The 24,894-nt window shown below is 65.5% G+C and carries 21 protein-coding genes; 15 read left to right on the forward strand and 6 right to left on the reverse strand.

Going from position 1 to position 24,894, the window contains the following annotated elements:
- Positions 1-194: 194 nt before the first annotated feature.
- The 3 genes from AC2CQI_RS06465 to AC2CQI_RS06475 form a co-directional block, all read right to left on the reverse strand.
- Positions 195-935, reverse strand: a complete 741-nt coding sequence (locus AC2CQI_RS06465) for a class I SAM-dependent methyltransferase (RefSeq protein WP_484579590.1) — start codon at positions 933-935, stop codon at positions 195-197.
- On the reverse strand, positions 932-1,405 hold the full coding sequence (locus AC2CQI_RS06470; protein WP_484579591.1) for a MarR family winged helix-turn-helix transcriptional regulator: 474 nt from the start codon (positions 1,403-1,405) through the stop codon (positions 932-934). The genes AC2CQI_RS06465 and AC2CQI_RS06470 overlap by 4 nt, the downstream gene beginning before the upstream one ends.
- Before the next feature lie 146 nt (positions 1,406-1,551).
- Entirely contained in the window at positions 1,552-2,214 is a 663-nt protein-coding gene (locus AC2CQI_RS06475) for a DUF3313 domain-containing protein (protein WP_075802931.1), read from the reverse strand.
- A 261-nt stretch (positions 2,215-2,475) separates the two neighbouring features.
- Between AC2CQI_RS06475 and AC2CQI_RS06480 the strand changes: the two genes are divergently transcribed.
- Positions 2,476-5,106: a cytochrome c oxidase subunit II gene (locus tag AC2CQI_RS06480; RefSeq protein ID WP_484579592.1), complete on the forward strand. Its 2,631-nt coding sequence runs from the start codon at positions 2,476-2,478 to the stop codon at positions 5,104-5,106.
- Positions 5,107-5,220: 114 nt separating this feature from the next.
- Here the strand turns inward: AC2CQI_RS06480 and AC2CQI_RS06485 are convergent, their stop codons facing one another.
- Together AC2CQI_RS06485 and AC2CQI_RS06490 are read right to left on the reverse strand one after the other, a co-directional pair.
- Complete coding sequence (locus AC2CQI_RS06485) at positions 5,221-6,516, reverse strand: serine/threonine transporter (protein WP_484579593.1); 1,296 nt, start codon at positions 6,514-6,516, stop codon at positions 5,221-5,223.
- A gap of 63 nt (positions 6,517-6,579) precedes the next feature.
- Positions 6,580-7,953 (reverse strand): L-serine ammonia-lyase, encoded by a 1,374-nt coding sequence (locus AC2CQI_RS06490; RefSeq protein WP_484579594.1) that lies wholly within the window; start codon positions 7,951-7,953, stop codon positions 6,580-6,582.
- 146 nt (positions 7,954-8,099) lie between these two features.
- Here AC2CQI_RS06490 and AC2CQI_RS06495 point away from each other — a divergent pair, with 146 nt between their 5' ends.
- From AC2CQI_RS06495 to AC2CQI_RS06510, 4 genes are all read left to right on the forward strand, one after another.
- Positions 8,100-9,017, forward strand: coding sequence for a LysR substrate-binding domain-containing protein (locus AC2CQI_RS06495; protein WP_484579595.1), 918 nt, complete (start codon positions 8,100-8,102; stop codon positions 9,015-9,017).
- A 197-nt stretch (positions 9,018-9,214) separates the two neighbouring features.
- The gene (locus tag AC2CQI_RS06500) at positions 9,215-9,823 is read left to right on the forward strand and encodes a biliverdin-producing heme oxygenase (protein WP_075802934.1); all 609 of its coding nucleotides are present in this window, start codon (positions 9,215-9,217) and stop codon (positions 9,821-9,823) included.
- A gap of 56 nt (positions 9,824-9,879) precedes the next feature.
- Positions 9,880-10,293, forward strand: a complete 414-nt coding sequence (locus tag AC2CQI_RS06505) for a YbaN family protein (RefSeq protein WP_075802935.1) — start codon at positions 9,880-9,882, stop codon at positions 10,291-10,293.
- A gap of 53 nt (positions 10,294-10,346) precedes the next feature.
- A complete protein-coding gene (locus AC2CQI_RS06510) occupies positions 10,347-11,705 on the forward strand; it encodes a CoA transferase (protein ID WP_484579596.1) in 1,359 nt (452 codons plus the stop codon).
- A gap of 104 nt (positions 11,706-11,809) precedes the next feature.
- Here AC2CQI_RS06510 and AC2CQI_RS06515 read toward each other — a convergent pair whose 3' ends face one another.
- Positions 11,810-13,501, reverse strand: coding sequence for a sulfatase-like hydrolase/transferase (locus AC2CQI_RS06515; protein ID WP_484579597.1), 1,692 nt, complete (start codon positions 13,499-13,501; stop codon positions 11,810-11,812).
- 395 nt (positions 13,502-13,896) lie between these two features.
- On the opposite strand from AC2CQI_RS06515, the gene AC2CQI_RS06520 reads away from it, so the two are divergent.
- Genes AC2CQI_RS06520 through AC2CQI_RS06565 form a run of 10 tightly spaced genes read left to right on the forward strand, consistent with a single transcriptional unit; the run spans position 13,897 to position 24,885 of the window.
- Positions 13,897-15,249 carry a UDP-glucose dehydrogenase family protein gene (locus AC2CQI_RS06520; RefSeq protein WP_075802938.1) on the forward strand — a complete coding sequence of 451 codons (1,353 nt, stop codon included), beginning with the start codon at positions 13,897-13,899 and terminating at the stop codon, positions 15,247-15,249.
- On the forward strand, positions 15,246-16,316 hold the full coding sequence (locus AC2CQI_RS06525; RefSeq protein WP_484579598.1) for an NAD-dependent epimerase: 1,071 nt from the start codon (positions 15,246-15,248) through the stop codon (positions 16,314-16,316). The genes AC2CQI_RS06520 and AC2CQI_RS06525 overlap by 4 nt, the downstream gene beginning before the upstream one ends.
- On the forward strand, positions 16,313-17,059 hold the full coding sequence (locus AC2CQI_RS06530; RefSeq protein WP_075802940.1) for a sugar transferase: 747 nt from the start codon (positions 16,313-16,315) through the stop codon (positions 17,057-17,059). Before AC2CQI_RS06525 ends, AC2CQI_RS06530 begins: the two co-directional genes overlap by 4 nt.
- Before the next feature lies 1 nt (position 17,060).
- Entirely contained in the window at positions 17,061-17,708 is a 648-nt protein-coding gene (locus AC2CQI_RS06535) for a CpsD/CapB family tyrosine-protein kinase (RefSeq protein ID WP_075802941.1), read from the forward strand.
- A gap of 24 nt (positions 17,709-17,732) precedes the next feature.
- Positions 17,733-18,761 (forward strand): polysaccharide biosynthesis/export family protein, encoded by a 1,029-nt coding sequence (locus AC2CQI_RS06540; RefSeq protein ID WP_075802942.1) that lies wholly within the window; start codon positions 17,733-17,735, stop codon positions 18,759-18,761.
- An 18-nt stretch (positions 18,762-18,779) separates the two neighbouring features.
- The gene (locus AC2CQI_RS06545; RefSeq protein ID WP_484579599.1) at positions 18,780-20,345 is read left to right on the forward strand and encodes a GumC family protein; all 1,566 of its coding nucleotides are present in this window, start codon (positions 18,780-18,782) and stop codon (positions 20,343-20,345) included.
- Positions 20,306-21,427 carry a glycosyltransferase family 4 protein gene (locus AC2CQI_RS06550; protein ID WP_484579600.1) on the forward strand — a complete coding sequence of 374 codons (1,122 nt, stop codon included), beginning with the start codon at positions 20,306-20,308 and terminating at the stop codon, positions 21,425-21,427. Before AC2CQI_RS06545 ends, AC2CQI_RS06550 begins: the two co-directional genes overlap by 40 nt.
- Positions 21,424-22,794, forward strand: a complete 1,371-nt coding sequence (locus AC2CQI_RS06555; RefSeq protein ID WP_484579601.1) for an O-antigen ligase family protein — start codon at positions 21,424-21,426, stop codon at positions 22,792-22,794. The genes AC2CQI_RS06550 and AC2CQI_RS06555 overlap by 4 nt, the downstream gene beginning before the upstream one ends.
- Complete coding sequence (locus AC2CQI_RS06560; RefSeq protein WP_484579602.1) at positions 22,791-23,756, forward strand: glycosyltransferase family 2 protein; 966 nt, start codon at positions 22,791-22,793, stop codon at positions 23,754-23,756. Before AC2CQI_RS06555 ends, AC2CQI_RS06560 begins: the two co-directional genes overlap by 4 nt.
- On the forward strand, positions 23,749-24,885 hold the full coding sequence (locus tag AC2CQI_RS06565; protein WP_484579603.1) for a glycosyltransferase: 1,137 nt from the start codon (positions 23,749-23,751) through the stop codon (positions 24,883-24,885). The genes AC2CQI_RS06560 and AC2CQI_RS06565 overlap by 8 nt, the downstream gene beginning before the upstream one ends.
- Positions 24,886-24,894 lie beyond the last annotated feature (9 nt).

Genomic DNA, 24,894 nt, shown 5'->3' on the forward strand with positions numbered 1-24,894 from the left:
GAATGGCATTGGGCCTACAAAATAGGGACCCAATAGCAGGTGGGCAAGTGATTTTGGGGAATTGATGTATGACTCAGAGGAATGTGTTGATTGTTCTGGCCTCATCGCTGGCAAGCCAGCTCCCACAGTGACCGCGTGCACCGCCGAACCTGTGGGAGCCGGCGTTGCCGGCGATGAGGCCAGTCGAGCCACCATCACACCCGACCCAACCTCATATTGATTGGCCAACGCACCGCCATACCTCCTTCCCACAGCCCCGCCAGATCCCGGGCAAACGCCTGCAGCAACCCTTCCCGGCCCGCCTCCCGCGCCTTGCGCACCGCCGACCAGGTGCCGACATAGCCAAGGAACTCATCGAGACTCCACGCCAGGCGAATCTCCATCACCGGCGCCTCGATCACCGCGAACGGGAAATCCAGCGTGGCGTAACCGCTGTCCACCAGCTTGCGCTCAGCCGGCCAGTACGGGCCGATCTCCTCCCAATAAAACCGGCGAAACCGCTCAACCAAAGGCTCTTCAAGTTCCAGCACCCCATAGCTGATCAACGCCAGCACCGCCCCCGGCTCGGCCACCCGCCGCACTTCGCGGTAGAACGCCGGCAAGTCGAACCAGTGCGCCGCCTGCGCCGCCGTAATCAGGCTGGTACTGCGACTGAGCAGCGGCAGGTCCTCGGCAGGCGCCACCTGGTAGGAAACATTCTCCGCCGCCTCGGCATGCTCCAGCTGCTCCACGCTGGAGTCGAAACCCGAAACGCTGGTGAAGTGTTGCGCCAGTTGCCGGGTCAGTTGACCGTTGCCGCAGCCGACATCCACCGCCTGGGTGGTGTTGGGCGCGATCCCGGCGAGGAATTCGCTCAACTGCGCCGGATAGTGCGGGCGAAAGGTCGAGTAGGCTTCGCCACCTTGATCGAACCAGTTCCGATTGAGATCGCTCATGAGGCCTGCTCCTGTTTGATCTGCGTAAGCCGCGCCCCGAAATCCTGACGCTCCAGGGCTGTGGCCGCGTCCTCCAGCACCCGCCGCAGCGGATGGCCGATTTCGTGTTCAAGGGATTCGATGACTGCGAAGGTGGCAGCCCAGTGGGCGCCGAGTGCCTCGATCAGGGACCGACCATGCTCGGTAAGGACGATCAGGCTCTTGCGCCCGTCATCCTGGCGCTGGCGGACGATCAGCCCTTCCGTCTCCATCTGCGCCACGGTCTGGCTGACCGCGCCCTGGGTCAGGTGGCTATGGGCAGTGATCTCGGTAACCGTCTGCAACCCCGATTCCAGAGCCCTGAGTACCGGGGTGAAACGGGCCCGGTAGTTCAGGCCCATTTGCTTGTAGTGGTTTTCCGCCCCGCGCTCGACCAGCTCACCGACATAGCGCAGCAGCTCACCGAGACCGGGATGATTGTGATGTGGCATGGGTGTCCTCCAGCAGGTGAGCGCAAATTACATTAGCACTAATGCAAATGGCAAGACCTTGACTGCTGGAAGCCATGAAGCTTGCCGGCTTCCCAAAGGTTCGGAGTTGCACGCGATACCTGCGGGCGCCGGCACAGCCACTGCGACTACTTGTTTTTCAGCCTCAGGTAGGACTGATGCAGATCGCTGGCCCAACCATCGATCACGGCCTTCACATCGTCCGGTTTCATCTGTTGGCTGGTGTTCTCCAGCGGTTTGCCGGTGCCCTTGCGCACCACCTGGGCCAGCACCTTCTGGTTGCCTCCGTCAAGGAACACCGCTTCGGTGGCGATATCGGTTTCCTGGTCGCGGATTCCGGAAGCCGTGCTCACCGCCGCCGCCACCAGGGCGACAGGAATCACTTCATAGGGCTTGAGCCCTTCGGTCTTGCTGCTGACCCCGGTGATCGCCGGACGCACCACGATCACGCCCGGACCGGGCCCTTGCGCCAAGGGCAGGGATTTGCCCAGCTCACGCTTGAGCGCCTGGTCGTAATAGTCGGTGATGCCTTTGAGCGTACCCGCCGGGATCTGCTGGGTCGGCGCAGGCTTCGGATAAAGCTGGCTCGGCTCGATATACACGCTGGTGTAGGCCTTGCTGTCCAGTTGCGGGTCGACCCAGCGCATCACCGGCGCGCCGGACGGTGATTTCGCTTCTTTCAGGCGGCTGTAATCCTTGAGAAAGCCTGAGTAATCCTCCGGCTTGCTGAGGTTGCTGGAGCAACCGGCAAGCAGTAACGAGCTCAGGCCAATCGCCAGTGCGACTTTCATAAGTGCTCCCCACTACGGAAATCCATGGAAAAAACCCGCTGGCACCACGCCAGCGGGTTTAGGTATAGCCCAGCTTTTCCGGCGTGCCCGATGCTGCACCTGAGCAATTGCGCAAAACCTGCACGGCATCAGCTTTTGCAGGGGCAAACAACTTTGCGCGCAGTGCAGGTGTAATCCACATCACAGTAGTGGCAACTAGCCATTTTCCTGCTCTACACTCCCCCGCCTGAGTACAACCTCCAACCAACCGGCAGGCACAGCATGGACAGGGAAGAATCCGTCAGCACGGACCAAAGCACGCAGTTCAACGCCGAACGGGCGCGTCTCGCCGAGCGTTACCGGCTGCTCGAACTGCCAGGTGGCAGCGACAAGCGCTGGGCCCTGGCGCTCTCCGGCGGAGGCATCCGCAGCGCCACCTTCTGCCTCGGGGTACTCCAGGCCCTGGCCCGGGCCAAGGCACCCCAGCCGGAGCCAACCGGCAATGAGCTGGGCAAGCGCCTGCTGCCGCGCTTCGACTACCTTTCGACAGTCAGCGGCGGCGGTTACCTGGGCTCGTTCTTCGGCAGCCTGTTCATCCCCGGACGCCTGCGCGGACGGGAACACAGCGGCAACGCAAATGACCAGAGCAACCCGACCGACGAAGCCAAACGCCAGGCGGCCCGGGAAGCCTATGACACCCTGGATTACGAGCCACCGGGGCGCATCCATACCAGCGACGATTACGCCCGTGAACCCGTCGGTGCCGCGCCCCTGGGCTGGCTGCGGGAAAACGGCCGCTACCTGACCCCGGGCGGCGGCGGCGACCTTTTCTATGTCCTTGGCATGTCGCTGCGCAACCTGTTGGCCGTACACATGGTCATCGGCATGCCGCTGCTGTTCGGCCTGGCCCTGGCCACCTTGCTGCAGGTCGGGATCGACTCCCTGCCGTGGTGCGCCGGGCAAGTGGCGTGCACCTCCTTGTGGTGGATGCCGGTCGCCCTGGTCGGGCTGGTGGTGATGCCACTGATGCTGACGTTCTGGATGGTCTACCGGCGGCGCAACGATGACCACATGCCCCATCCGTTCAACCAGGCCACCGGTCTCTACGCCCTGAGCGGCGTGGTCATGCTGGCCCTCGGCGTCGCCGCGCCGTGGCTCGGCACCGGGCTGCGCGTGCTGATGGTGGTGTTCGGCCTGATCTGCCTGCTGGGCCTGGTCTACTGCCTGTGGCTGTGTGCCTACCTCAAGCGCGGCCGCTTTGCTGCGGACAAGCTCCTCGCCCGACAAAACACCGTGGCCACCTACCGCGTGCTGGTGACCCGGCGCCTGGCCAGCGCGATCATAGCCACCCTCGCGGCGGCCTTCTTTGCCTTCGTGCCGTGGCTGAGCGAATGGCTGATCGCGCAATTCGGGCATGGCCCGCTGATCTCCAGTGCCACCGCCCTGCCCGCCTTGATCGCCCTGGTGCGCTGGGTGTCGCTGTCCAACGACGACAAACCCAGCCAGGGCTTGCTGAGCAAACTGCCGATCAGTTTGATCGCCGGGGTCGCGGGCGCGCTGATCTTCCTGCTGGTCGCGCTGTGCTGGGGCCTGCTGGTGCAATATGTGCGCATTGCCGGCGACGACGCCCACGACTGGGCGCGCCTGCTCGGCCTGACCGTCATGGCCGCGCTGTTCAGCCTGGGTTCGGGCAAGTTCATCGGCTTCCTCAACCTGTCGTCATGGCACTCCTTCTACCGCGCGCGCCTGGCCCGCGCCTACCTCGGCGCCTCCAACGGCCTGCGCTTCTCCGGCAAGACCCGCAACCAGCGCAAGCGCCTGCTGAGCGTTGCCGAAACCCTGCCCGGCGATGACCCGGGCATCGAGGCGTACTACGCCAGCACCACCTGCGCGCCGGTGCACCTGATCAACGTCACCCTGAACCAGACGGTGGACCCCGCCGAACAGCTGGTGCAGCGCGACCGCAAGGGCAAGCCGTTGTGCCTGGCGCCATCGGGGGCCGATGGCTGGGCCAGCGTCAGCTACATCATTGATGGTGAGCCGCGCCAGCGCGCCACGCCACCGGACTGCGGGGAGATCTACCAGCCGTTGACCCTGGCCCACTGGGTGGCCACGTCCGGTGCGGCGGTCTCCACCGGCCTTGGCCGGGCCACCAGCCTCGGCACCTCGCTGGCCCTGGGCCTGACCAATATGCGCCTGGGCACCTGGTGGCCGGCGGACGTGCTGCAGAACGGTGAAAAGCTCACGGGCACCCGCGCCTCCCGCGACAGCCTGCGTGAGCGCTCCCTGACTAGCCAGCACTATCTGTTTTATGAGCTGACCGCGCAGTTCCACGGCCTGAACCGGGATTTCCAGTATCTGTCGGACGGTGGCCATTTCGAAAACACCGCGTGCTACGAGCTGATCCGCGAGGGGCGCAAGATCGACCTGATCGTCATGTGCGACTGCGGCGCCGACCCGACCTACCGCTTCGACGACCTGGCCAACCTGATCCGTCTGGCACGGATCGACCAGGCGCTGGAGATCAGCGAGGATCCAGGGGTGTTCGAAGTGGAGGCACTGGCGCCGTATTTCGGCCGGGTCCAGGACTTCAAGCTGAGCTCGAAAGAGCGCGAGAAGGCGGACTACAAGCGCTGCGCGATCCTGCTCAATGTGCGCAACAAGCAGGGCGATCTGACCTCGCGCATCCTGCTGCTCAAGCCGAACCTGATCGCCGGGCTGCCGGTGGACCTGGTCAACTACGCCAGCGAACACCCGACCTTCCCCAACGAAAGCACGGCCAACCAGTTCTTCGACGAGGCGCAGTTCGAGGGGTATCGGCAGCTGGGGTTGCAGATCGGCCGGCGGTTGTTCGGGGATGGGAAGGAGGAATCGAAGGTGGCGGATGCCCTGTGGAAGTACCTGGGGTATTAGGTGGCTGATCGGGCCTCATCGCTGGCAAGCCAGCTCCCACAAGGACCGCGTGCACCGCTGAGCCTGTGGGAGCTGGCTTGCCAGCGATAGGGCCCGATCAGACAACAACGGTCTTCAGGCAATAACCGAGTAAGCAATCGCCGACAAGGTAATCAACCCCACCGCCACCACGAACACATTCGACACCTTGCCCGAATACTGACGCAGCGACGGCACCTTGTTGATCGCATACATCGGCATCAGGAACAGCAGGCAGGCGATCACCGGACCGCCGAGGGACTCGATGATCCCGAGGATGCTCGGGTTGAGCGTGGCAACGATCCAGCAGGTCAGCACCATGAACAGCGCGGTGACCCGCTCCAGGCCCTTGGCCGACATGCTCCGGCCACGGCCGCGCAGACTCTTAACGATCAGGCCCTGGAAGCCCTCACTGGCTCCGACATAGTGACCGAGGAACGACTTGGTGATCGCCACCAGCGCAATCAGCGGCGCAACGAAGGCGATGATCGGGGTCTGGAAGTGGTTGGCCAGGTACGACAGGATCGAGATGTTCTGCGCCTTGGCCGCCGCCAGGTCGGCCGGGGACAGGGCCAGCACGCAACTGAAGCAGAAGAACATCACGGTCAGCACCATCATCAGGTGCGAGGCGGCCAGGATGCGCCCGCTTTTCTGCTCGGCACGCTCGCCATACTCACGCTTCTGCGCCACGGCGAAGGCCGAGATGATCGGCGAGTGGTTGAACGAGAACACCATCACCGGAATCGCCAGCCACAGGGTCTTGAGCAGCAGCCCGGCGCTCATGCCTTCGCTGGCCTGGGCGAAGAAGGCGCTGTTCCAGTTGGGGATCAGGCCCAGGGCCAGCAACAGCAGCGCGGCGACGAAGGGATAGACCAGCACGCTCATGACCCGCACGATGATGCCCTGGCCGCAACGCACCACGATCATCAGGCCGCAGATCAGCAGCAACGAGAGCAAGGCCCGTGGCGGCGGCGTGATATGCAACTGGTGCTCGAGGAAATTGCCCAGGGTGTTGGTCAGCGCCACGCTGTACACCAGCAGGATCGGGAAGATGGCGAAGAAATACAGCAGGGTGATCAGCTTGCCGGCACCCGCGCCGAAATGCTCCTCCACCACTTCGGTGATGTCCTCGTTGCCGCCCTTGCGCCCGGACAGGACGAAACGGGTCAGGCCACGGTGGGCGAAGAAGGTCATGGGGAAGGCCAGCAGCGCCAGGATCAGCAACGGCCAGAAGCCGCCGACCCCGGCGTTGATCGGCAGGAACAGGACGCCGGCACCGATGGCGGTGCCGTACAGGCCCAGGGTCCAGGTGGTGTCGTGGCGGCTCCAGCCGCGGGTGGCAGGCGCGGCGGCTTCGCCACGCAGGGAAGTGGTGCTGTTTACATCAGTCATCGATATCGCCTTGTAATTATTTTTGTTGCATCTGAATAACCGTCGCCTGTGCCGGACGCCGGCTTAACACTCGACAAAGCTGACGGCCAGGCCGCCGCGGGAGGTCTCCTTGTAGTTTTCGTGCATGTCGGCGCCGGTATCGCGCATGGTGCGGATCACCCGGTCCAGGGAAATGAAGTGTTCGCCGTCGCCGCGCAGGGCCATCTGCACGGCATTGATCGCCTTGACCGCAGCGATCGCGTTGCGCTCGATGCACGGCACCTGGACCAGGCCGCCGACCGGGTCGCAGGTCAGCCCGAGGTTGTGCTCCAGGGCGATTTCCGCAGCGTTTTCCAGTTGCGGCGGGGTCGCGCCCAGCACGTCGGCCAGACCGGCAGCGGCCATGGCGCAGGCCGAGCCCACCTCGCCCTGGCAACCGACCTCGGCGCCGGAGATCGAGGCGTTCTTTTTGCACAGGATGCCCACCGAGGCGGCGGCCAGAAGGAAGTCGACCACGTCGTTGTCACAGGCCTCGGTGTTGAACTTCATGTAGTAATGCAGCACCGCCGGGATGATCCCCGCCGCGCCGTTGGTCGGCGCGGTGACCATGCGCCCGCCGGCGGCGTTTTCCTCGTTGACCGCCAGGGCGAACAGGTTGACCCACTCCATGGCGCTGAGGGTCGAACCGATCACATTGGGCTTGCCCAGTTCCTGCAGGCTGCGGTGCAGTTTGGCGGCGCGGCGCTTGACCTTGAGCCCGCCCGGCAGGATGCCTTCGTTGCTCAGGCCGTTGCTGACGCATTCGCGCATCACCGCCCAGAGCTGCAACAGGCCGGCGCGGATCTCGTGTTCCTCGCGCCAGGCCAGTTCGTTGGCCATCATCAGCTGGCTGACCCGCAGGCCGTGGCGCTTGCACAGAGCGAGCATTTCCTCGGCGCTGGAGAATTCGTAAGGCAGTTCGACCTGCGTACCCGTTGCGCCCTCGCCGATCTCAGCTGCCTCGACGATGAAACCGCCGCCCACCGAGTAGTAAGTCTGCTGCAACAGCAGGCCGCCGGCGCCAAAGGCTTCCAGGGTCATGGCATTGGGGTGGTACGGCAGGCTTTCGTCGAGTAGCAGCAGGTCACGCTTGCAGTCGAACGCAATCGTTTGGCTCCCACCCAGAACCAGAACGCCGGTGCTTTCCAGTTGCTCGATCCGCGGGCCGATGCACTGCGGGTCGATGCGGTCCGGCCATTCGCCCATCAGGCCCAGCAGGCAGGCGCGGTCAGTGGCATGGCCGACGCCGGTGGCCGACAGCGAACCGTACAGGCGCACTTCGACCCGGGTCACCGCCGTCAGCAGGTCTTGCCCGCGCAGGGCCTCGACGAAAGTCGCGGCGGCGCGCATCGGACCGACGGTATGGGAGCTGGACGGGCCGATGCCGATTTTGAAAAGGTCGAAAACACTGATAGCCATGCTAATGCCTGCCTGCACGAAAGCGGTGAACCCTTTCGGTGCACGGTGAAAAAATTGAGAGGTGTCGCTAAGTTGGGCGATACTGCCCTGCGAAATTTCCTACGACCAACGAAACTTTCTAAGCAAGGCTTTAGCAGGACTAAACGATGCGGAGATCGATGAATGGCCAGATGTATGTCTGGCTGCATGTGTTTTCCTGTGCGGCGCGGCATCTGTCGTTCACCCGCTGCGCCGAGGAGCTGCATATCACCCCGGGTGCGGTGAGCCAGCAGATTCGCCAGCTGGAGGAGCGCCTGGGCTTTCGCCTGTTCCTGCGCCGGGCGCGGGGTGTGGAGTTGACGGCCGAGGGCCAGCGCCTGGCCGTGACTGTGCACGAGGCCTACGGCAGCATCGAGGCCGAGCTGCTGCGCCTGGATGCCGGGGAGATCCGCGGCACCCTGCGCTTGCGCTCGATTCCCTCGTTCCTCGCCAAATGGCTGACGCCGCGCTTGCCGCGCCTGCAGCAGCGCTTCCCGGATATCCAGCTGCGCCTGGTGGCCGAGGACAGCAACCAGGCGTTGCACGAAGGGGATTTCGACCTGGCCATCGACCTCAACGACGGCAGCTACCCGGGGATGTACTCGACACCGCTGCTGGACGAGGAGATCTTCCCGGTCTGCTCCCCCGCCCTGCTCCGCGGTCGCCCGCCGCTGCACGGACCGAGCGATCTGGTGCACTACCCGCTGCTGCATGACATCACCGCCTGGCGCGGCAGCTCCGAGTATGCGGAATGGGAGTTCTACCTCGAAGCGATCGGCGCCGCAGGGCTGGATGTAAGGCGCGGGCACACCTTCAACCGCAATCACCTGACCATCGAGGCGGCGATTGCCGGGATCGGCGTGGCGATTGCCCGGCGCACGCTGCTCAATGACGAGCTGGAACGCGGGACCTTGATCGTGCCCTTTGGTGCGCCGGTGCCGAACCACAAGCGTTATGTGCTGCTGTACAGCGCCGGGACCCTGGCGCATCCGAGTGCGCGGGCGGTGCATGACTGGCTGGTGGAAGAAGCCCGGGCCTTCGGTTGAATGTGAGGGCCTCATCGCTGGCAAGCCAGCTCCCACAGGTCCAGCGGTGCACGCGATCCCTGTGGGAGCTGGCTTGCCAGCGATGAGGCCGGTACAGGCAAAACAAATTCCAGAGCACAGGGGTGAGGTTTTTTTACTGTCGCGCGTCATCTTGCACGTCTAGTTACAAGGCCCGTCCCAAACGCAAGGAATTCCCAATGACAGCCAACACCGAACGCGCCAGCCTGCGCTCGCAGCGCCTGAACCAGATCACCCATGCGCCGCACACCGAGCTGGACGCGCTGGTCAAGTCCCACGCGCCTTTCGAAACCCGTGAAAACTTCGCCCGCTTCGTCGTCGCCCAGTACCTGTTCCAGAACGAACTCAAGGCGCTGTACACCGACCCGCGGCTGATCGCCATCGTCCCCGACCTGGCCCAGCGCTGCCGCGCCGAACAGGCCCGCCTGGACCTGGCCGACCTGGACACCGAAGTCCCTGCCGACTTCCCCGGCGCCCTGCAGAACCCGGGCATCGCCCAGGCCATGGGCTGGATCTTCGTCTCCGAAGGCTCCAAGCTCGGCGCTGCGTTCCTGATCAAGCGCGCCGTGGCCCTGGAACTGAACGAGAACTTCGGCGCCCGCCACCTGGGCGAGCCGGCCGGCGGCCGTGCCGAAGGCTGGAAACAGTTCTGCCGGATCCTCGACAGCCTGGAGCTGAGCGCCGAGGAAGAAGCCGCTGCCGAACAAGGCGCGGTCGCTGCGTTCGAGCGTTTCACCGAGCTGCTCAAGCACGCCTACGCCACTGCGCCTAAAGCCGAACTGGCCTGATCGCGCTCCGGCCGTCATCATGACGGCCGGATTTCCCCGTGCAGTCGACAAACCCCATGACCCGACCTTCTTCCTCGAAGCTTTCCCGCGTGCTCTACGGCCTGCTGGCCTACGTGAGCCTGGGCATCGGCCTGGTGGCGATCGTCATACCCGGCCTGCCGACCACCGAATTCATCCTCCTCGCCGCCTGGGCCGCGACCCGCAGTTCGCCGCGCCTCAGCGCCTGGCTGGAAAACCACCGGCTGTTCGGCCCGATCCTGCACAACTGGCGCAACGGCAAGGTGATCCAGCGCCGGGCCAAGGTCAGCGCGACCATCAGCATGCTGCTTTGCGCCACCCTGATGCTGGTATTCCTCGACCACCACTGGCCGGTATTCCTGGCGATCGGCGGCATGACCCTGGGCAACCTGTGGATCTGGTCGCGCCCGGAAGCCGTCCCCGAGGCCGCTGCCAAGCCGAGCGGCATTTGACCTGCGCGCGCTGATTAACTTCACTTGTGTCCTTCGACCCCAGGAGGACAACGATGCTGAACATGCTCAGCGCCATCGCCCATGACCTCGACCTGCCCCGCCCGCTGGACGGGGCCGTGCGTTTCTCCACCCCTGGCAACCTGCCATCAGCCTTCGCCGTCACCGAGATGGCCGGGGTCAGCATTGCCGCCGCCGGTCTGGCGGTAGCCGCGCTGATCGAACAGCAGGCCGGCGAATGCCACCGCGTCCAGGTGGACCGCCGTTTGGCCGCCCTTTGGTTCGCCTCCAGCCTGCGCCCGCAAGGCTGGCAGCCACCGCCGCTGTGGGATGCCATTGCCGGTGACTACCAGACCAGGGATGGCTGGATCCGCCTGCACACCAATGCCCCGCACCACCGCCTGATCGCCGAAGCCGTGCTCGGCCCGGCCACTGATCGCGAAGCCATGGCTCGCCAGGTCATCACCTGGTCTGCGGGCGAACTGGAACAGGCCATCGTCGAAAGCGGCGGCTGCGCAGCGCAGATGCGTAGCTGGCAGCAGTGGTCGGACCATCCCCAGGGCCGTGCGGTGAATGCCGAGCCGTTGATCCGCCGCCAGCCGTTCGACGCCGATGGCTCACGCAACTGGTCGGGCACCCCGGAGCGGCCCCTGGCGGGAGTGCGCGTCCTTGATCTGACCCGGATCCTCGCCGGCCCCATTGCCACCCGGCTGCTCGCCGGCTTCGGCGCCGAGGTACTGCGCATCGACCCGCCGGACTGGGACGAACCCGGCGTGGTCGCCGAAGTCACCCTCGGCAAGCGCTGCGCCCGCCTGGACCTGCGCGAGTTCGATGACCGCAAGATCTTCGAACGCCTGCTGGCCCAGGCCGACATCCTCGTCCACGGCTACCGTGCCGATGCCCTGGAGCGCCTTGGCTATGGCGATGCCCAGCGCCGGGTGCTGAATCCCGCGCTGGTGGACATCAGCCTCAACGCCTATGGCTGGAGCGGCCCGTGGCAACTGCGCCGGGGCTTCGACAGCCTGGTGCAGATGAGCACCGGGATCGCCCATGCCGGAATGCGCTGGCAGCAGGCCAGCCGGCCGGTGCCCTTGCCGGTGCAGGCGCTGGATCATGCGACCGGGTACCTGATGGCGGCGGCAGCGATTCGCGGACTGGCGGAGCGGCTGGCGACGGGGCAAGGTGGCATGGCCAGGTTGTCACTGGCGCGGACGGCGAAATGGCTGGAGGAACAGGGGACCATGCCGGATGACCTGCCGCTGGCGGCCGAGACGGCGGCGGACCTGGGCTTGCGGCGGGAGCAAACGCCCTGGGGGCCGGCGCTGCGGCTGAAGGCGCCGCTGCAGGTGGTGGGGGCGGCGTTGCATTGGGAGTTGGGGGCTTCGGAATTGGGGTCGGCCGAGGCGTGTTGGTAGGCTATACCGGCCTCATCGCTGGCAAGCCAGCTCCCACAGGGTTCGCGGCGCACACAAAACCTGTGGGAGCTGGCTTGCCAGCGATGAGGCCCGAATGAACACCCTCATTCCCGACTACCAACCACCGTCCCCTCCGGCACCACCACCTGCCCCAGATCGATCCGCTTGAACACCGGACTCGCCCCCAACCTGGCATTGAACCGCGTGTTGAAACTGAACTCATCCTCCGTCGCCACACTCAACGGCCGCCCATACGCCGCCTGCACCTGCGCCTGGTCATACCCCAGCAACTGCAACAGGGTCGGAAACAGGTTGTAGTGACTCGACCGATCGCGGTTCTGCTGCAGATGCGCGGCCCAGTCCGGCGCCTTGACTCCTTCACCCTGGATCACCACCAGCGGCACCAGGCCCTCCTCCATCACCGGGTCGCTGTCGCAGTGGGTGTTCAACCCGGGATTGCCCCGCTCATGCAGGTCCTGCCCATGGTCCGAGGTGTAGATCAGTATCGCCTGGCTGAGGTCGGCCTGGGCGAACAGGCGCTTGAAGAACTCCCCCACGTTCCACGCCAGGGTGTTGCGGTAGGCATTGCGGTACAGCACCCAGTCCTGCGGGCTGCCTGAAAAGCCATCGCGCCGCCCGGTATCGGCGATATCGGTGTACTCCCCGCGCGGCAAGGCCGGACGCCAGAGCATGAAGTCATCCGGGTACTTGTCGTGCACCGGAAAGTGCGCACCGACCTTGTTGACCAGGATCAGTTGCGGCCGCCCATCACCCAGCAACTCCACCAGTTGCGCTTCCACCGCCATATCCCTCTGCTGCACCGGGGTGTCGTCGAACTGGATGAAGCGGTCGATATCGCGCTTTTCCGTTTCGCTCATCAGGTTCTGCAGGTTGCCACCGGTACGCTGGGCGTCGATGTACACCGTCTGCAGACCGGCCTGATGGGCGTACTGCCAGATCGACGGCTGGGTCGAGTTGATCCGCAGATAGTCGGCGCGAGTGCCACCATAGCGCAGGGTGACATTGGTGTCGGCGCTGCAGTTGGCGATGGACGCGGCGTAGCCGAAGTTGAAGATTTTCAGCCCCGCCTGCCCTTGGGTCAGCGGCGTGGGCACGCCCTGGGCGGTGTTGAGGTCGAGGTAGTTGCCGGACACGCTTTCATCGATCAGCAGCACGATGTCCCGGGCCATGGCCGGCCCCGTGCGCGCCAGACTCACCGGCTGGCGCACACCGACATGGTCATGCAGGGTTTCGTAGGCCAGCAGGTTGAGATAGGCCAGCGGCGTATACATCACCGGCAAGCCCCGGGCGCCCTCCCCGGCACGCACGAACAGGATCCCCGTCAGCAGCAGCACCCCCAGCAGCGGCGCCGCCCAGGGCAACACCCGCGGTAGCCGCGGCCAGGTCCCTGGGCGCAAGCCGATTCCCAGCAGCAGCAACAGCCCGCGCGCCAGCGCCAGCAGGATGGCGTCCTGGTACTGCAGCAGCGCGTCCTGGATGAATGCGCCGGAATAGACCATCGAGATAAAGGCGCTGTAGGTCAGGTAGCTGGCGGTGATCCGCGTGTAGGCATCGAAGAACACCGCGCTGGCGAAGAACAGCAACGCCAGCGCCCAGCGCACCAGACCCAGGCGAATCTGCGCTGCCAGCCACAGCCCCAGCGCCAACAACCCGAACACGCCCAGGTACAACACCAGCGCAGGCCCCATGCCCAGCGCCTGCAAACGTTCGCCTGTCGCTTCATGAAAACAGGCCAGGTAGCCGAGCAACAACGAGCCCTTGAGATATGCACGCATGGAATGAGACCGCCTTCGGCAGACCGGGGATTTTCGAAAGGTAGTCAGCTTGCGCGGGTCTTTCCAGCTATCGACTGCCAATTTTATGGCGAATTATTGGCGCCGAAAAATAGGGATTAACACTAAAGGAGAGCCGTCAAACCAATTGCGAACAAATCTCTACAAGCCTTGAACGGCGCGGCCTTCGACCGTTTATCGAGAAATCACCCGGCGACTGGCCATCACCTTTTTGACGCAAAGGCGCGGATTGAAAGGGTTGATGGCAAAACGACCGCTGCAACAGGCAACGTAAGTTGAGTGAAACATGCCATTCCATTGACACTTTTTCCGCAGCCTGCGCTATACCGAAAACACATCGCTGTTACACCCCCATTACGCCATGCGAGGCATCCGGAATGGACGTGAGTGTGTTCGGTACGGGTTACGTAGGACTGGTTCAGGCAGCCGCCCTGGCAGACGTCGGTCACCGGGTGCTGTGCGTGGATGTCGATACCCACAAGATCAGCCAACTGCGCGTCGGTGTGCCGCCGATCCACGAGCCGGGCCTGTCGGCCATGCTCGAGGACAACATCCGCGACGGCCGCCTGCTGTTCAGCACCCAGGCCAGTGATGCGGTGAGCCATGGCGAACTGATCTTCATCGCCGTCGGCACCCCGCCGGACGAAGACGGCTCCGCCGACCTCTCCCATGTCCTTGGCGTGACCCGGCAGATCACCGAGCTGATGGACGGCGACCGCACCCTGATCATCAAGTCCACGGTGCCGGTGGGTACCGCCGACCAGGTGGCGCAACTGGCCCGCGAGCAACTGGACCGCCTGGGCAAGCTGGAGCTCAAGGTACGGGTGGTGTCCAACCCGGAATTCCTCAAGGAAGGCAGCGCCCTGGCCGACTGCCTGCGTCCGGACCGGATCATCGTCGGCACCTGCGACGCCGACGCCCAGGACCAGCTCAGCGAACTCTACGCGCCCTTCTGCCGCAACCATGAAAAGCTCATGTTCATGGACAACCGCAGCGCCGAGCTGACCAAGTATGCGGCCAACGCCATGCTCGCCACGCGGATCAGCTTCATGAACGAGCTGGCCAACCTCACCGAGCGCCTGGGCGCCGATATCGAGGCGGTGCGCAAGGGCATCGGCTCCGACCCGCGCATCGGCTACCACTTCATCTACCCCGGCTGCGGCTTCGGCGGCTCGTGCTTTCCCAAGGACCTGCGCGCCCTGCTGCACACCGCCGAGCACAACGGCATGCCGCTGCGCCTGCTGCAGACCGTCAGCGAGGTCAACGACAGCCAGCGGCAGATTCTCTTCGCCAAGCTCAAGCAGCACTTCCCCGGCAGCCTTGCCGGCAAGTCGGTGGCGCTCTGGGGCCTGGCCTTCAAGCCCAATACCGACGATATGCGCGAAGCGCCCAGCCGCTACCTGATGGAAGCCCTGTGGGCCGAAGGCGCCACGGTGCATGCCTTCGATCCGGAAGCCATGGCCGAGTGCCGGCGAATCTACGGCTACCGCAAGGACCTGCAGCTCTGCGCCACCCGCGACGATACCCTGGAAGACGCCGACGCCCTGGTGATCTGCACCGAATGGAAGAATTTTCGCGTGGTGGATTTCAGCCTGCTGGCGCAGAAACTGCGCCAGCGCCTGATCATCGACGGGCGCAACCTGTACAACCCCGACCAGGTCGCCACCTTCGGCCTCGACTACTGCGGCATCGGCCTGCGTCATGTCGTGCCCGAGGTACCGGCACCATGAAAGTCCTGGTGACCGGCGCCGCCGGCTTCATCGGGGCCCACTGCGCGCTGCGCCTGCTGCGCGACGGCCACCAGGTGATCGGCCTGGACAATTTCAACGCCTACTACAACCCGGCGCTGAAAGTCGCGCGGGTCGACTGGGTACGCCAGCAGGCCGGTGACTTTACTCTGCGGATCCTCGACCTGAACGATGCCGAGGGCCTGCAACGCCTGTTCGCCAGCGAGCAGCCCGAGGTGGTGGTGCACCTCGCCGCCCAGGCCGGGGTGCGCTACTCCCTCGACAACCCCCGGGCCTATCTGGACAGCAATGTCGCCGGCTTCCTCAATATCCTCGAATGCTGCCGCCGCCATCCGGTGCAGCACCTGCTGTTCGCCTCGTCCAGTTCGGTGTACGGCGCCAATCGCACGGTGCCGTATTCGGTACGCGATGGCGTCGACCACCCGCTGTCGCTGTACGCCGCGAGCAAGAAGGCCAACGAGGCCATGGCCCACTGCTACAGCCATCTGTTCGGCATCGCTGCCACCGGCTTGCGCTTCTTTACCGTGTACGGCCCCTGGGGCCGCCCGGACATGTCGCCGATCCAGTTCGCCCAGGCCATCCATGAAGGCCGTCCGCTGCGCCTGTTCAACCATGGCCAGCACCAACGCGACTTCACCTATATCGATGACATCGTCGAAAGCCTGGTGCGCCTGATCCCTCAGGCCCCGCAAGCCAATCCAGAGTGGGACGCAAGCCACCCGGACCCGGCCAGCAGCCACGCGCCCTGGCGCCTGTACAACATCGGCGGGCAGCGCCCGGTGGCCCTGCTCGACTATGTCGCCCTGCTGGAAAAGCACCTGGGGCGCCAGGCCGAAGTCGAGTTGCTGCCGCTGCAACCGGGGGACGTGCTCGACACCTGCGCCGACGCCAGCGACCTCGCCGCCGCCACCGGTTTCACTCCCCTCATTTCCCTGGATGACGGACTCGGGCGCTTCGCAGCCTGGTTCCTCGACCACTACCTGCCGCTGCTCGGGACGCCAGCGCAGACCCATCGGGCTTCGCCCGCAGAGCAACGGAGGTCGATATGACCGGACAACCGCAAAGCGCCCAGGTACAGGCGCTGCAAGAGGACAAACGGATGGACCCCAAGCACCGCATGCGCATCGATTCGGCGGTGCACAAGCAAGGTCGTGGCTGGTTCACCGGGCGTATCGGCGGCCGGCCCTGGACCCTGTCGCGGACCAACCGCTGCCTCGCCGGCCTCGGCGCCGTGCTCCTGATCATTTGCCTGGCGCCACTGCTGCTGGCCCTCGCCGTGCTGGTCAAGGCCAGCGGCCCGGGGCCGGTGTTCTTCGTGCAACGGCGCACCGGTTACCGCGGACGCTGCTTCGGCATGTTCAAGTTCCGCACCATGGTCGCCGACGCCGAGGCGCTGAAGGAGTCCCTTCGGCACCTGAACAAGCACGGCGCCCAGTCCATCGATTTCAAGATCGACGATGACCCGCGGGTAACCCGGATCGGCCGCTGGCTCCGGCGCAGCAGCCTCGACGAGTTGCCCAACCTGTTCAACGTGGTGCGCGGCGAGATGCGCTTGGTCGGCCCCCGGCCTACCTCGTTCAACGCCTACCGCTACAAGGACAGCCACCTCGCACGCCTGAGCATCTACCCCGGCATGACCGGCCTCTGGCAGATCTCCGGGCGCAGCGACATCGACTTCGACCAGCGGGTCGAGCTTGACCTCAGCTACATCGCCGAACAGAGCCTGAGCCTGGACCTGAAGATCCTGCTCAAGACTCCCTTCAAAGTGTTCAACGGCCACGGAGCAAGTTGAGATGGACGGTTCTACTTCAAGAAGCATGCGTATCGCGACCCCCAGCGAAACCAACCTGACCTCCACCCTGCTCGACCAGGACCGCCGCCTGCTGTTGCTGACCGCCGCCAACCGCGGCAGCGGCACCAGCACCAGCGCCCTGGCCGTCGCCAAGCAACTGGCACAGATGAGCGGTGGCGCGGTGTTGCTGGTGGATGCCAGCGACACCCCCGACAACCTCAGCCAGCAACTGGGCCTGGGCAAGCTGCGCGGGTTCAACGACCTGCTGTTCGATGACCAGACCCCGCCGCTGCCCCAGGACTGCATCGTGCGCCTGTCCGACCAGAGCTTCGACGTGCTGCCCGGCGGCCTGCACAAGCGCGGCGGCGAGCGTCTCGACCCGGAAATGCTGCGGGTCCTGCTGCACAAGCTGGCCAGCGACTACCGCTTCGTCGTGATCGACGGCGAGGCGGTCTACGCCGGGGCCGACAGCCTGGTGATGGGGCCGCTGGTGGATGGCGTGATCCTGGTCATCGACGCCGACGACACCCGCCGCGAAGTGGCCCAGGCTGCCAGCCAGCGCCTGGTCCAGGCCGGTGCGCAGTTGATCGGCAGCGTCTTCAACCGGCGCCGCTACTACATGCCCAAGTGGCTCTACAACAACCTTTGAGCCGACCGTGCGAGGGCCCCCGACATGAACCATTCCCTGATCGCCCTGTTTGCCCTGGTACCACTGCTGGCCGCCTGCAGCAGTCACCAGGAAATGCACCAGATGCCGGTGCAGATCATGACCGCCCCCAGCGCCAGTGCCCAGGCCACCGAGCTCGACAGCCAGGAACAGGTGCTGCGCCCGCAGGACGTGCTCGACGTGATCTTCCATATCGCCACCAGCGGCACCGATGCCTATCGCATCCAGCCCGGCGATACCATCGGCCTGAACTTCCTCTCCGCCAGTTCCCTGAACGGCAACCAGCTGGTGCTGCCTGACGGCCGTATCGAACTGCCGGCGGCCAACACCTCGGTGCAGGTCGCCGGGCTAACCCCGGATCAGGCCCGCGCCGCGATCCAGCAGGCCTACCGCAACAAGAGCCTGTTCCAGCCCAACCGCGACCAGTTGACCGTGCAGGTGATCAGCCCGCTGACCAACGAGCAGAACCTGAAGAACTCGCTGAACCACCCGGCTACCGGCCTGAGCCGGGAGATCACGGTGAACAGCGACGGCCGCGCCAACTTCCCGGAAGTCGGCTCGGTGGCCCTGCAGGGCATGACCGTGAGCCAGCTGGAAAGCTACCTGAACGAGCGCTACGCCAAGCTGCCGGGAAAAATGAGCGTCGACGTGATGCTCAAGTCCACGGCGGTCAACGAGATCTACGTGCTGGGTGAAGTAGGCGCGCCCGGCGCCTATCCGATCCGCCGTCCGGTCTCGGTGCTGGAGGCCCTGACCCTGGCCCGCGGGCCGAGCATCAAGGCACGCCTGGACTCGGTGATGATCATGCGGCGCAAGGGCAACCAGGTGACGGCGGTGCCCTACAACATCGACAAGGCGCTCGACGCCAGCGCCGCCCAGGTCGCCTACCTGCAACCGGACGACATGCTCTATGTGCCCAAGACCAAACTCGCCAGCGCCGGCGAACTGGCCCGGCAACTGGCCGACGTGGTGCTGTTCCAGGGGGTTGGCGTGAGCTTCGGCTATCGCCTCGACAACAAAGGCAGTGACAACTGATCCCGGGAGTATCGCGACATGAATCCCAAAGAGAATTACCTGCACGAGTTCTTCCGCATCTTCTTCGCCAACCGCCAGTGGGTGAAACGCATCTTCCTGGCCTTCGCGGTGATTGCCCTGCTGCTGCCGCTGGTCCTGCGCCAGAGCTTCGATATCGGCGCCGAGGTCATCGTCCAGTCGAAGAAACTGTCGCAGAGCGATACCAATACCGCCCTGGCCCAGGAAACCGACAAGTTCATCCCGCCCTCCCTGGCCGACATGGAGACCGAGAGCAATATCCTGCGTTCGCCGACCCTGATCCGCCAGACCATCAGCCAGTTGCGCAGCGAAGGCAGCTACAGTTCGGAGCCGGGCATGCTTGATCGCTGGGTAGTCAGCCCATTGCATGCCCATGTCATCGACCCGCTGCGCAGCGCCCTCGGCCTGCGCGTGCAATCCGCCGGCGACAGCGAGCTGGATGCCCTGACCGAGCAGGCGGTGAAAAGCCTGAAGGTCGATACCCTGCCCGGCTCCAACGTGATCTCGGTGAACTACAGCTTCCCCGATCCGGCCCAGGGCACCGCCTTCGTCGCCCGCCTGCTGGACAACTACCTGAAGAACCGCCAGGACCTGCAATCCAACGAGTTGCCGGAGTCCTTCTATGAACAGAAGAAACTCCAGTACCAGACCCGTCTCGACGACCTGGAAAGCAAGCGCCTGGGTTTGCTGGAGGCCAACGGCTCGTCCGATCCGAAGGAGGAAATCACCTTCCGCCTGAACGCGATCAACACCGAGGAGCAGGACCTCAACCAGTACCGCGACCGCCTGCTGCAAAGCCAGCGCTGGCTCGACTACCTGAAGGGCGCGCTGGCCAATGCCAGCTCAGCGAAAATGGCCGACTACAGCTTCCCCTTCACCTTCACCACCACGGTGGACAACATCGCCTTCGAGGATCGCGAGATCAAGCAACTGGGCGAGCAACTGACCGGCCAGGTGTCGCGCTACGGCAATGACACGGCGATCTTCCAGCCCGGCAGTGAACCCATGCAGTTGCAACGCGAGCAGATCACCCGCACCCGCCAGCAATTCCTGAAAGTGGTGTCCAACCGTATCCGCGAACGCGAGAAGGACCTGACCGTGGTCCAGGAAGTGATCGCCCAGAAAACCGCGCGCATCGGCGAGCTGAAAAGCCGCATCCACCAGTTGCAGGAAACCCAGAGCAAGGCGCGCCAGCTCGATACCGAGATCGATGCCCTGCACAAGGCCTTCTTCACCTACACCCAACGCTATGAAGAAAGCCGTGGCCAGGGCCAGCTCGACAATCTGTCCAACGCCCGTATCCTCAGCGCGCCGTACCAGCCCACGGAAGCCGCCTTCCCGCGGCCGCTGCTGATCATTCCGTTCGGCATGCTGACCGGGTTGCTGTTCGCCATCGCCCTGGTCTATGTCCGCGAGTTCTTCGACCACCGCTTCAAACATCCGGCCCAGATCGGTCAGGAGCTGAACCTGCCGGTGCTGCTGGTGATCAACGACCAGACCCCGGCACTGCCCAACCCGCACAAGCAATGGTCGCTGCCACGGCTGTGGCACTGGGTGCGCAATTGAACGCCGTGGCCCCGCGCCAGCCGATCATCCACCTGCTCAACAGCGGTGGGTTCTACGGCGCCGAGCGCATGCTGCTGGACCACTGCCTGGCCACGCCAGGGCAGCATCGGGTGCTGTTTCTCGAGGCTCCGGATGAATTGCTGGCGCGCTTTCGCCGCGCCGGGGTGGACTGCCAGCGCTGCACCGGGGTGGCGGGGCTGCTCGGCGAGATCGGCCGCGAGCGCTCAGCGCGGCCGCTGCTCAATGCCCACAACTTCCGCGGCCTGCTGTTCGGTTGCCTGGCGGCACTGGTGTGGGGCATGCCGCTGCTGGCCACCCAACACGGCTTCACCCCGCGCACCCGCAAGCAGCGCCTGTACACCTGGCTGACCCTGCGCCTGTGCCGTTCGCCGCTGGTGAGCAAGGTGGTCTGCGTGGCCGAAAGCATCGCGCGGATCCTGCGCGAGGCCGGGGTCGCCAACAGCAAGATCCGGGTGATTCCCAACGGCCTGCCGGACAGCGCGCAACCGCTCCAGCATGCCGAGCACCACGGCCAGTGGCTGGCCGGCTACGTGGGCCGCCTGAGCAGTGAAAAAGGCCCGGACCTGTTTCTCGACACCCTGATCCCGCTGTGCCGACGCTACCCGCAACTGCATGGGGTGATGCTCGGCGACGGGCCGGAACTGCCGGCCCTGCGCGCGCGGATTGTCGCCGCCGGGCTGTGCGAGCGCATTCTCCTGCCGGGCTTCCAGCAGGACATGCGCCCCTGGATGCGCCGCCTCGACGCCCTGGTGATCAGTTCGCGCACCGAGGGCACGCCGATGATCCTGCTCGAAGCCATGCAGGACGGGGTTCCCGTGGTGGCCTTCGGCGTCGGCGGCATTCCCGATGTGATCGAACACGGGCGCAGCGGCCTGCTGGCCCGGCCCCTGGCGGTAGACGAGCTGGGCGCGCAACTGGCCGCGCTGATCGACGACCCGGCCCAGGCCGGCGAGTTGATCGCCCAGGCCCGGCGTACCCAGCGCGAACGCTTCCACCTGCCTACCCTGGCCCAGCGCTGGGCCCAGGTCTACCTGGGCGCCGCAAAGGAGGTCCGCGCATGATCCTGCCCCTTTCCCTGATCGGGCTGTTCGGCCTTGCCGCCGTCGCCCTGCTGGTCAGTCCCTGGCCGTACCTGGCCCCCGGCGCGGTGCTGACCCTGGCCGGCCTCCTCGGCCTGTGGCGGCGCCCGGCCTGGGGCCTGCTGGCGATCATTGCCCTGGTGCCGTTCGAAGGGCTGTTCAAGGACAGCGACCTGTCCGCCGCCAAGTTGGTCGGTGCCGGCCTGGCCCTGGTGCTGATGCTGCAACTGGCCAGCGGCAAGCTTGATGGCAGCCGCCTGCGCAGCAACCTGTGGCCCCTGCTGCTGGGCTTCCTGGCCTGCTATGGCCTGAGTTTCTGGCTCAGCGACGACTGGCTGCTCTCGGCCCAGCACCTGCGCGAACTGCTGATCGGCCTGCTGCTGTTCGTCATGACCCTGCTGGTCGGGCGCGAGGCCAACCTGGTGCTGTTCGCCCGCCTGGTGTCGTTGAGCGTCGCCGCCACCTGCGTGCTGGCCATGTACTCCAGCAAATACCAGGACCAGGGCCGCGCCGCCGGGCTGCTCGACGACCCCAACGTGTTCGCCATGCTGATCGCCTTCGCCATCCCCCTGACCATCTGGCTGCTGCTCAATGTGCCGCGCCTGGCCGAGAAACTGCTGTGGCTGGTGTGCACCGGGCTGCTGCTGGCCGGAATGACCCGCACCGAATCGCGCTCGGGCCTGGTGGTGCTGCTGATCAGCCTGGGCATCGGTCTGTATCACTACCGGGTGCACCTGAAGCGGATTCGCCCGCGGCATCTCGGCCTGGTCATGCTCGCCCTGGCGGTGTTGCTGCCAACGGCGGTGGCGGTGATGCCGGCCAAGTACATCGAGCGGATCCAGTCGCTGAGCGTGCTCAAGTCCGGGGTCAACGCCTACGAGGACGACTCCCTGGGCCGGCGCGCCTCCTATATCGTGGTCGGCAGCCGGATGATCCGGGAAAACCCGGTATTCGGCTCCGGCCCCGGAACCTTCCCGCTGCACTACGCCCATACCGGCTATGCCAAGGCCTTCTCGGCCAACCGCAAGGTCACCGACCTGTATCGCCGTGCGCACAACACCTACCTGGAGCTGTTCAGCGAAGTCGGGATCCCCGGGGCGCTGCTGTTCGTCGGCATGATCGCCCTGGCCCTGCGCAACTTCTGGGCCGCGCGCAATGCCTGGCTGCGCCAGCATGAGGTGGCCCGGGCCGACCTGCTGACCCACCTGAGCATGAACATGCTCGCGGTGGGGCTGTTCCTGATGTTCCTCAGCGCGCCGAACCACAAGTACCTGTGGATCATGCTCGCCCTGTCCGGGGTGTTGCGCGCCCAGGCCGAGGCGTCGCGCCAACGGGAGCCACGCTCATGAACCGGGTCGCCATCGTCATCCCGATGTTCAACGAAAGCCGGCATATCGGCCGCACCCTGGTGGCGCTGCGCGAGGCGGCGCGGGAGGCGGCGGTGCAATGCCAGGTGATCGTGGTCGACAACGGCTCCAGCGACGACAGCCCGCGGATTGCCCGGGCCCTCGGTGCCGAGGTGCTGAGCCTGCCGGGCCTGAGCATCGGCGCCCTGCGCAACCGTGGCGCAGCGGCCTGCGAGAGTGAATGGCTGGCCTTTCTCGATGCCGATATCGAGGTGCCCGACAGCTGGCTCAAGCGCCTGTTTGCCCTGCATGACGAGGACCGCGCCGATGTCTTCGCCCTCGACTGCGACACCCCGCACCAGGCGCCCTGGTTCGCCATTGCCTGGCAACGCCGCACCCTGCGCGCCGGCGAGCTGCTGCAAACCCAGCAGTGGCTGCCCAGCCCCAACCTGCTGATGCCGCGCTACTGGTTCGAGAATGTCGGCGGCTTCAACGAAAGCCTGCGCAGCGGCGAGGACAAGGACTTCACCCTGCGCCTGCACGAAGCCGGCGCACGCCTGGCGGTGTTGCGCGATCCGGTGGTGCTGCACTGGGGCTACGAAGGCAGCTGGAAGGAATGGCTGGGCAAGGAAATGTGGCGCCAGGGCAGCCACCTGCAACTGCTGCGCAGCCATGGCGCGAGCCTGCGCCTGCTGCGCTTCCCGGCGCTGTCCCTGGGCGCCTGGGGACTCGACGCCATGGCCCTGTCGGCACTGCTCGACGGCTTTCCCCACCTGAGCCTGCTGCTGGTGCTGATCGCCAGCCTGCCGGCCCTGGCCCTGAGCCTGCGGCAAAGCCTGAAGCACCGCGATCCGCGCCTGATGCTGCAGCTCTGGGGCCTGCATTTCATTCGCCTGCACCTGGCCGGCATGGCCTTTGTCCTGAGCCTGTTCAACCTCAACGCAAGGAGGCCTGCCCGTGGCTGAATTCATCTTCTGGTCGTGCCTGCTGCTGCCGCTGTATGCCTGGCTCGGCTATCCGCTGCTGCTGACCCTGTTCGCGCCGTTTCGCCAGCAGCCCGAGGCGGGCCCGGCCAAGCCCCAGTCGGTGAGCGTGGTGATCGCCGCCCATAACGAGCAGCGACATATCGAGCAGAAGCTGCGCAGCGTACTGGCCCAGGCCCCGTTCACCGCGAGCCTGCAGATCATCGTCGCCAGTGACGGTTCCAGCGACCGCACCGTGGCCTGCGCACGCAGCATCGACGACCCGCGCATCCTGGTCCTTGACCTGCCGCGGATCGGCAAGGCCGCGGCGCTGAATATCGCGGTGGAGCGCTGCCAGGGCGAGATCCTGGTGTTCACCGATGCGGACAATCAGTGGACCGACGACACCCTTGGCCATCTGCTGCGCCCTTTCGCCGTGCCGGGCGTCGGCGGCAGCGCCGGGCAGATGATCATCCCGCGGCCGGGCAAGGGCCTGAGCCTGGGCGACAGCCTGTACCGCCATTACGAGGGCTGGGTGCGCCGGGTGGAAAACCGCAACGGCTGCATGGTCTCCGCCGACGGCGCCCTGCTGGCCCTGCGCCGCGAGCTGTTCGAAGCGATCCCGGAACAGGTCAACGATGACTTCTTCATCAGTACCTGCGCGCCGGCGGCGGGCCAGCGCATCGTCTACGTGCCCGAGGCCGTGGTGCTGGATTGTGGCGTGGACCAGCCCGGCAAGCAGTTCCGCCGCCGCCAGCGGGTCACGGTCGGCGGCCTGCGCAGCCTGGCCGCGCGCAGCCCGTTGCTCGACCCGGCGCAATACGGCCTGTACGCCCTCGCCCTGATCAGCCACAAGCTGTTGCGCCGCCTCGCGCCGCTGCTGCTGTTGCCGTTGCTGCTGAGCAACCTGTGCCTGCTGGATGCCGGGGCCTTCTACCTGTGGACCTGCACCCTGCAACTGCTGGCCTATGGGATTGCCCTGATCGGCCTGCTGGACAGCGGCAAACGCCTGCCCAAACCCTTCCGCCTGGCCGCCTATGTGCTGGTGACCTTCGCCGGAATGAGCGTCGGGCTGTGGCAGTTCCTCCGCGGCCACAGCTACCGGCAGTGGAATCCCGAGCAGAATCGCTGAGGCCACGAC

The organism is Pseudomonas sp. P2S-1, from assembly GCF_057197725.1.

Excerpts from the sequence above, each read along its gene's own strand:
- AC2CQI_RS06465 (WP_484579590.1), bottom strand. The coding sequence starts at position 935 with ATGAGCGATCTCAATCGGAACTGGTTCGATCAAGGTGGCGAAGCCTAC.
- AC2CQI_RS06470 (WP_484579591.1), bottom strand. The coding sequence starts at position 1,405 with ATGCCACATCACAATCATCCCGGTCTCGGTGAGCTGCTGCGCTATGTC.
- AC2CQI_RS06475 (WP_075802931.1), bottom strand. The coding sequence starts at position 2,214 with ATGAAAGTCGCACTGGCGATTGGCCTGAGCTCGTTACTGCTTGCCGGT.
- AC2CQI_RS06480 (WP_484579592.1), top strand. The coding sequence starts at position 2,476 with ATGGACAGGGAAGAATCCGTCAGCACGGACCAAAGCACGCAGTTCAAC.
- AC2CQI_RS06485 (WP_484579593.1), bottom strand. The coding sequence starts at position 6,516 with ATGACTGATGTAAACAGCACCACTTCCCTGCGTGGCGAAGCCGCCGCG.
- AC2CQI_RS06490 (WP_484579594.1), bottom strand. The coding sequence starts at position 7,953 with ATGGCTATCAGTGTTTTCGACCTTTTCAAAATCGGCATCGGCCCGTCC.
- AC2CQI_RS06495 (WP_484579595.1), top strand. The coding sequence starts at position 8,100 with ATGCGGAGATCGATGAATGGCCAGATGTATGTCTGGCTGCATGTGTTT.
- AC2CQI_RS06500 (WP_075802934.1), top strand. The coding sequence starts at position 9,215 with ATGACAGCCAACACCGAACGCGCCAGCCTGCGCTCGCAGCGCCTGAAC.
- AC2CQI_RS06505 (WP_075802935.1), top strand. The coding sequence starts at position 9,880 with ATGACCCGACCTTCTTCCTCGAAGCTTTCCCGCGTGCTCTACGGCCTG.
- AC2CQI_RS06510 (WP_484579596.1), top strand. The coding sequence starts at position 10,347 with ATGCTGAACATGCTCAGCGCCATCGCCCATGACCTCGACCTGCCCCGC.
- AC2CQI_RS06515 (WP_484579597.1), bottom strand. The coding sequence starts at position 13,501 with ATGCGTGCATATCTCAAGGGCTCGTTGTTGCTCGGCTACCTGGCCTGT.
- AC2CQI_RS06520 (WP_075802938.1), top strand. The coding sequence starts at position 13,897 with ATGGACGTGAGTGTGTTCGGTACGGGTTACGTAGGACTGGTTCAGGCA.
- AC2CQI_RS06525 (WP_484579598.1), top strand. The coding sequence starts at position 15,246 with ATGAAAGTCCTGGTGACCGGCGCCGCCGGCTTCATCGGGGCCCACTGC.
- AC2CQI_RS06530 (WP_075802940.1), top strand. The coding sequence starts at position 16,313 with ATGACCGGACAACCGCAAAGCGCCCAGGTACAGGCGCTGCAAGAGGAC.
- AC2CQI_RS06535 (WP_075802941.1), top strand. The coding sequence starts at position 17,061 with ATGGACGGTTCTACTTCAAGAAGCATGCGTATCGCGACCCCCAGCGAA.
- AC2CQI_RS06540 (WP_075802942.1), top strand. The coding sequence starts at position 17,733 with ATGAACCATTCCCTGATCGCCCTGTTTGCCCTGGTACCACTGCTGGCC.
- AC2CQI_RS06545 (WP_484579599.1), top strand. The coding sequence starts at position 18,780 with ATGAATCCCAAAGAGAATTACCTGCACGAGTTCTTCCGCATCTTCTTC.
- AC2CQI_RS06550 (WP_484579600.1), top strand. The coding sequence starts at position 20,306 with ATGGTCGCTGCCACGGCTGTGGCACTGGGTGCGCAATTGAACGCCGTG.
- AC2CQI_RS06555 (WP_484579601.1), top strand. The coding sequence starts at position 21,424 with ATGATCCTGCCCCTTTCCCTGATCGGGCTGTTCGGCCTTGCCGCCGTC.
- AC2CQI_RS06560 (WP_484579602.1), top strand. The coding sequence starts at position 22,791 with ATGAACCGGGTCGCCATCGTCATCCCGATGTTCAACGAAAGCCGGCAT.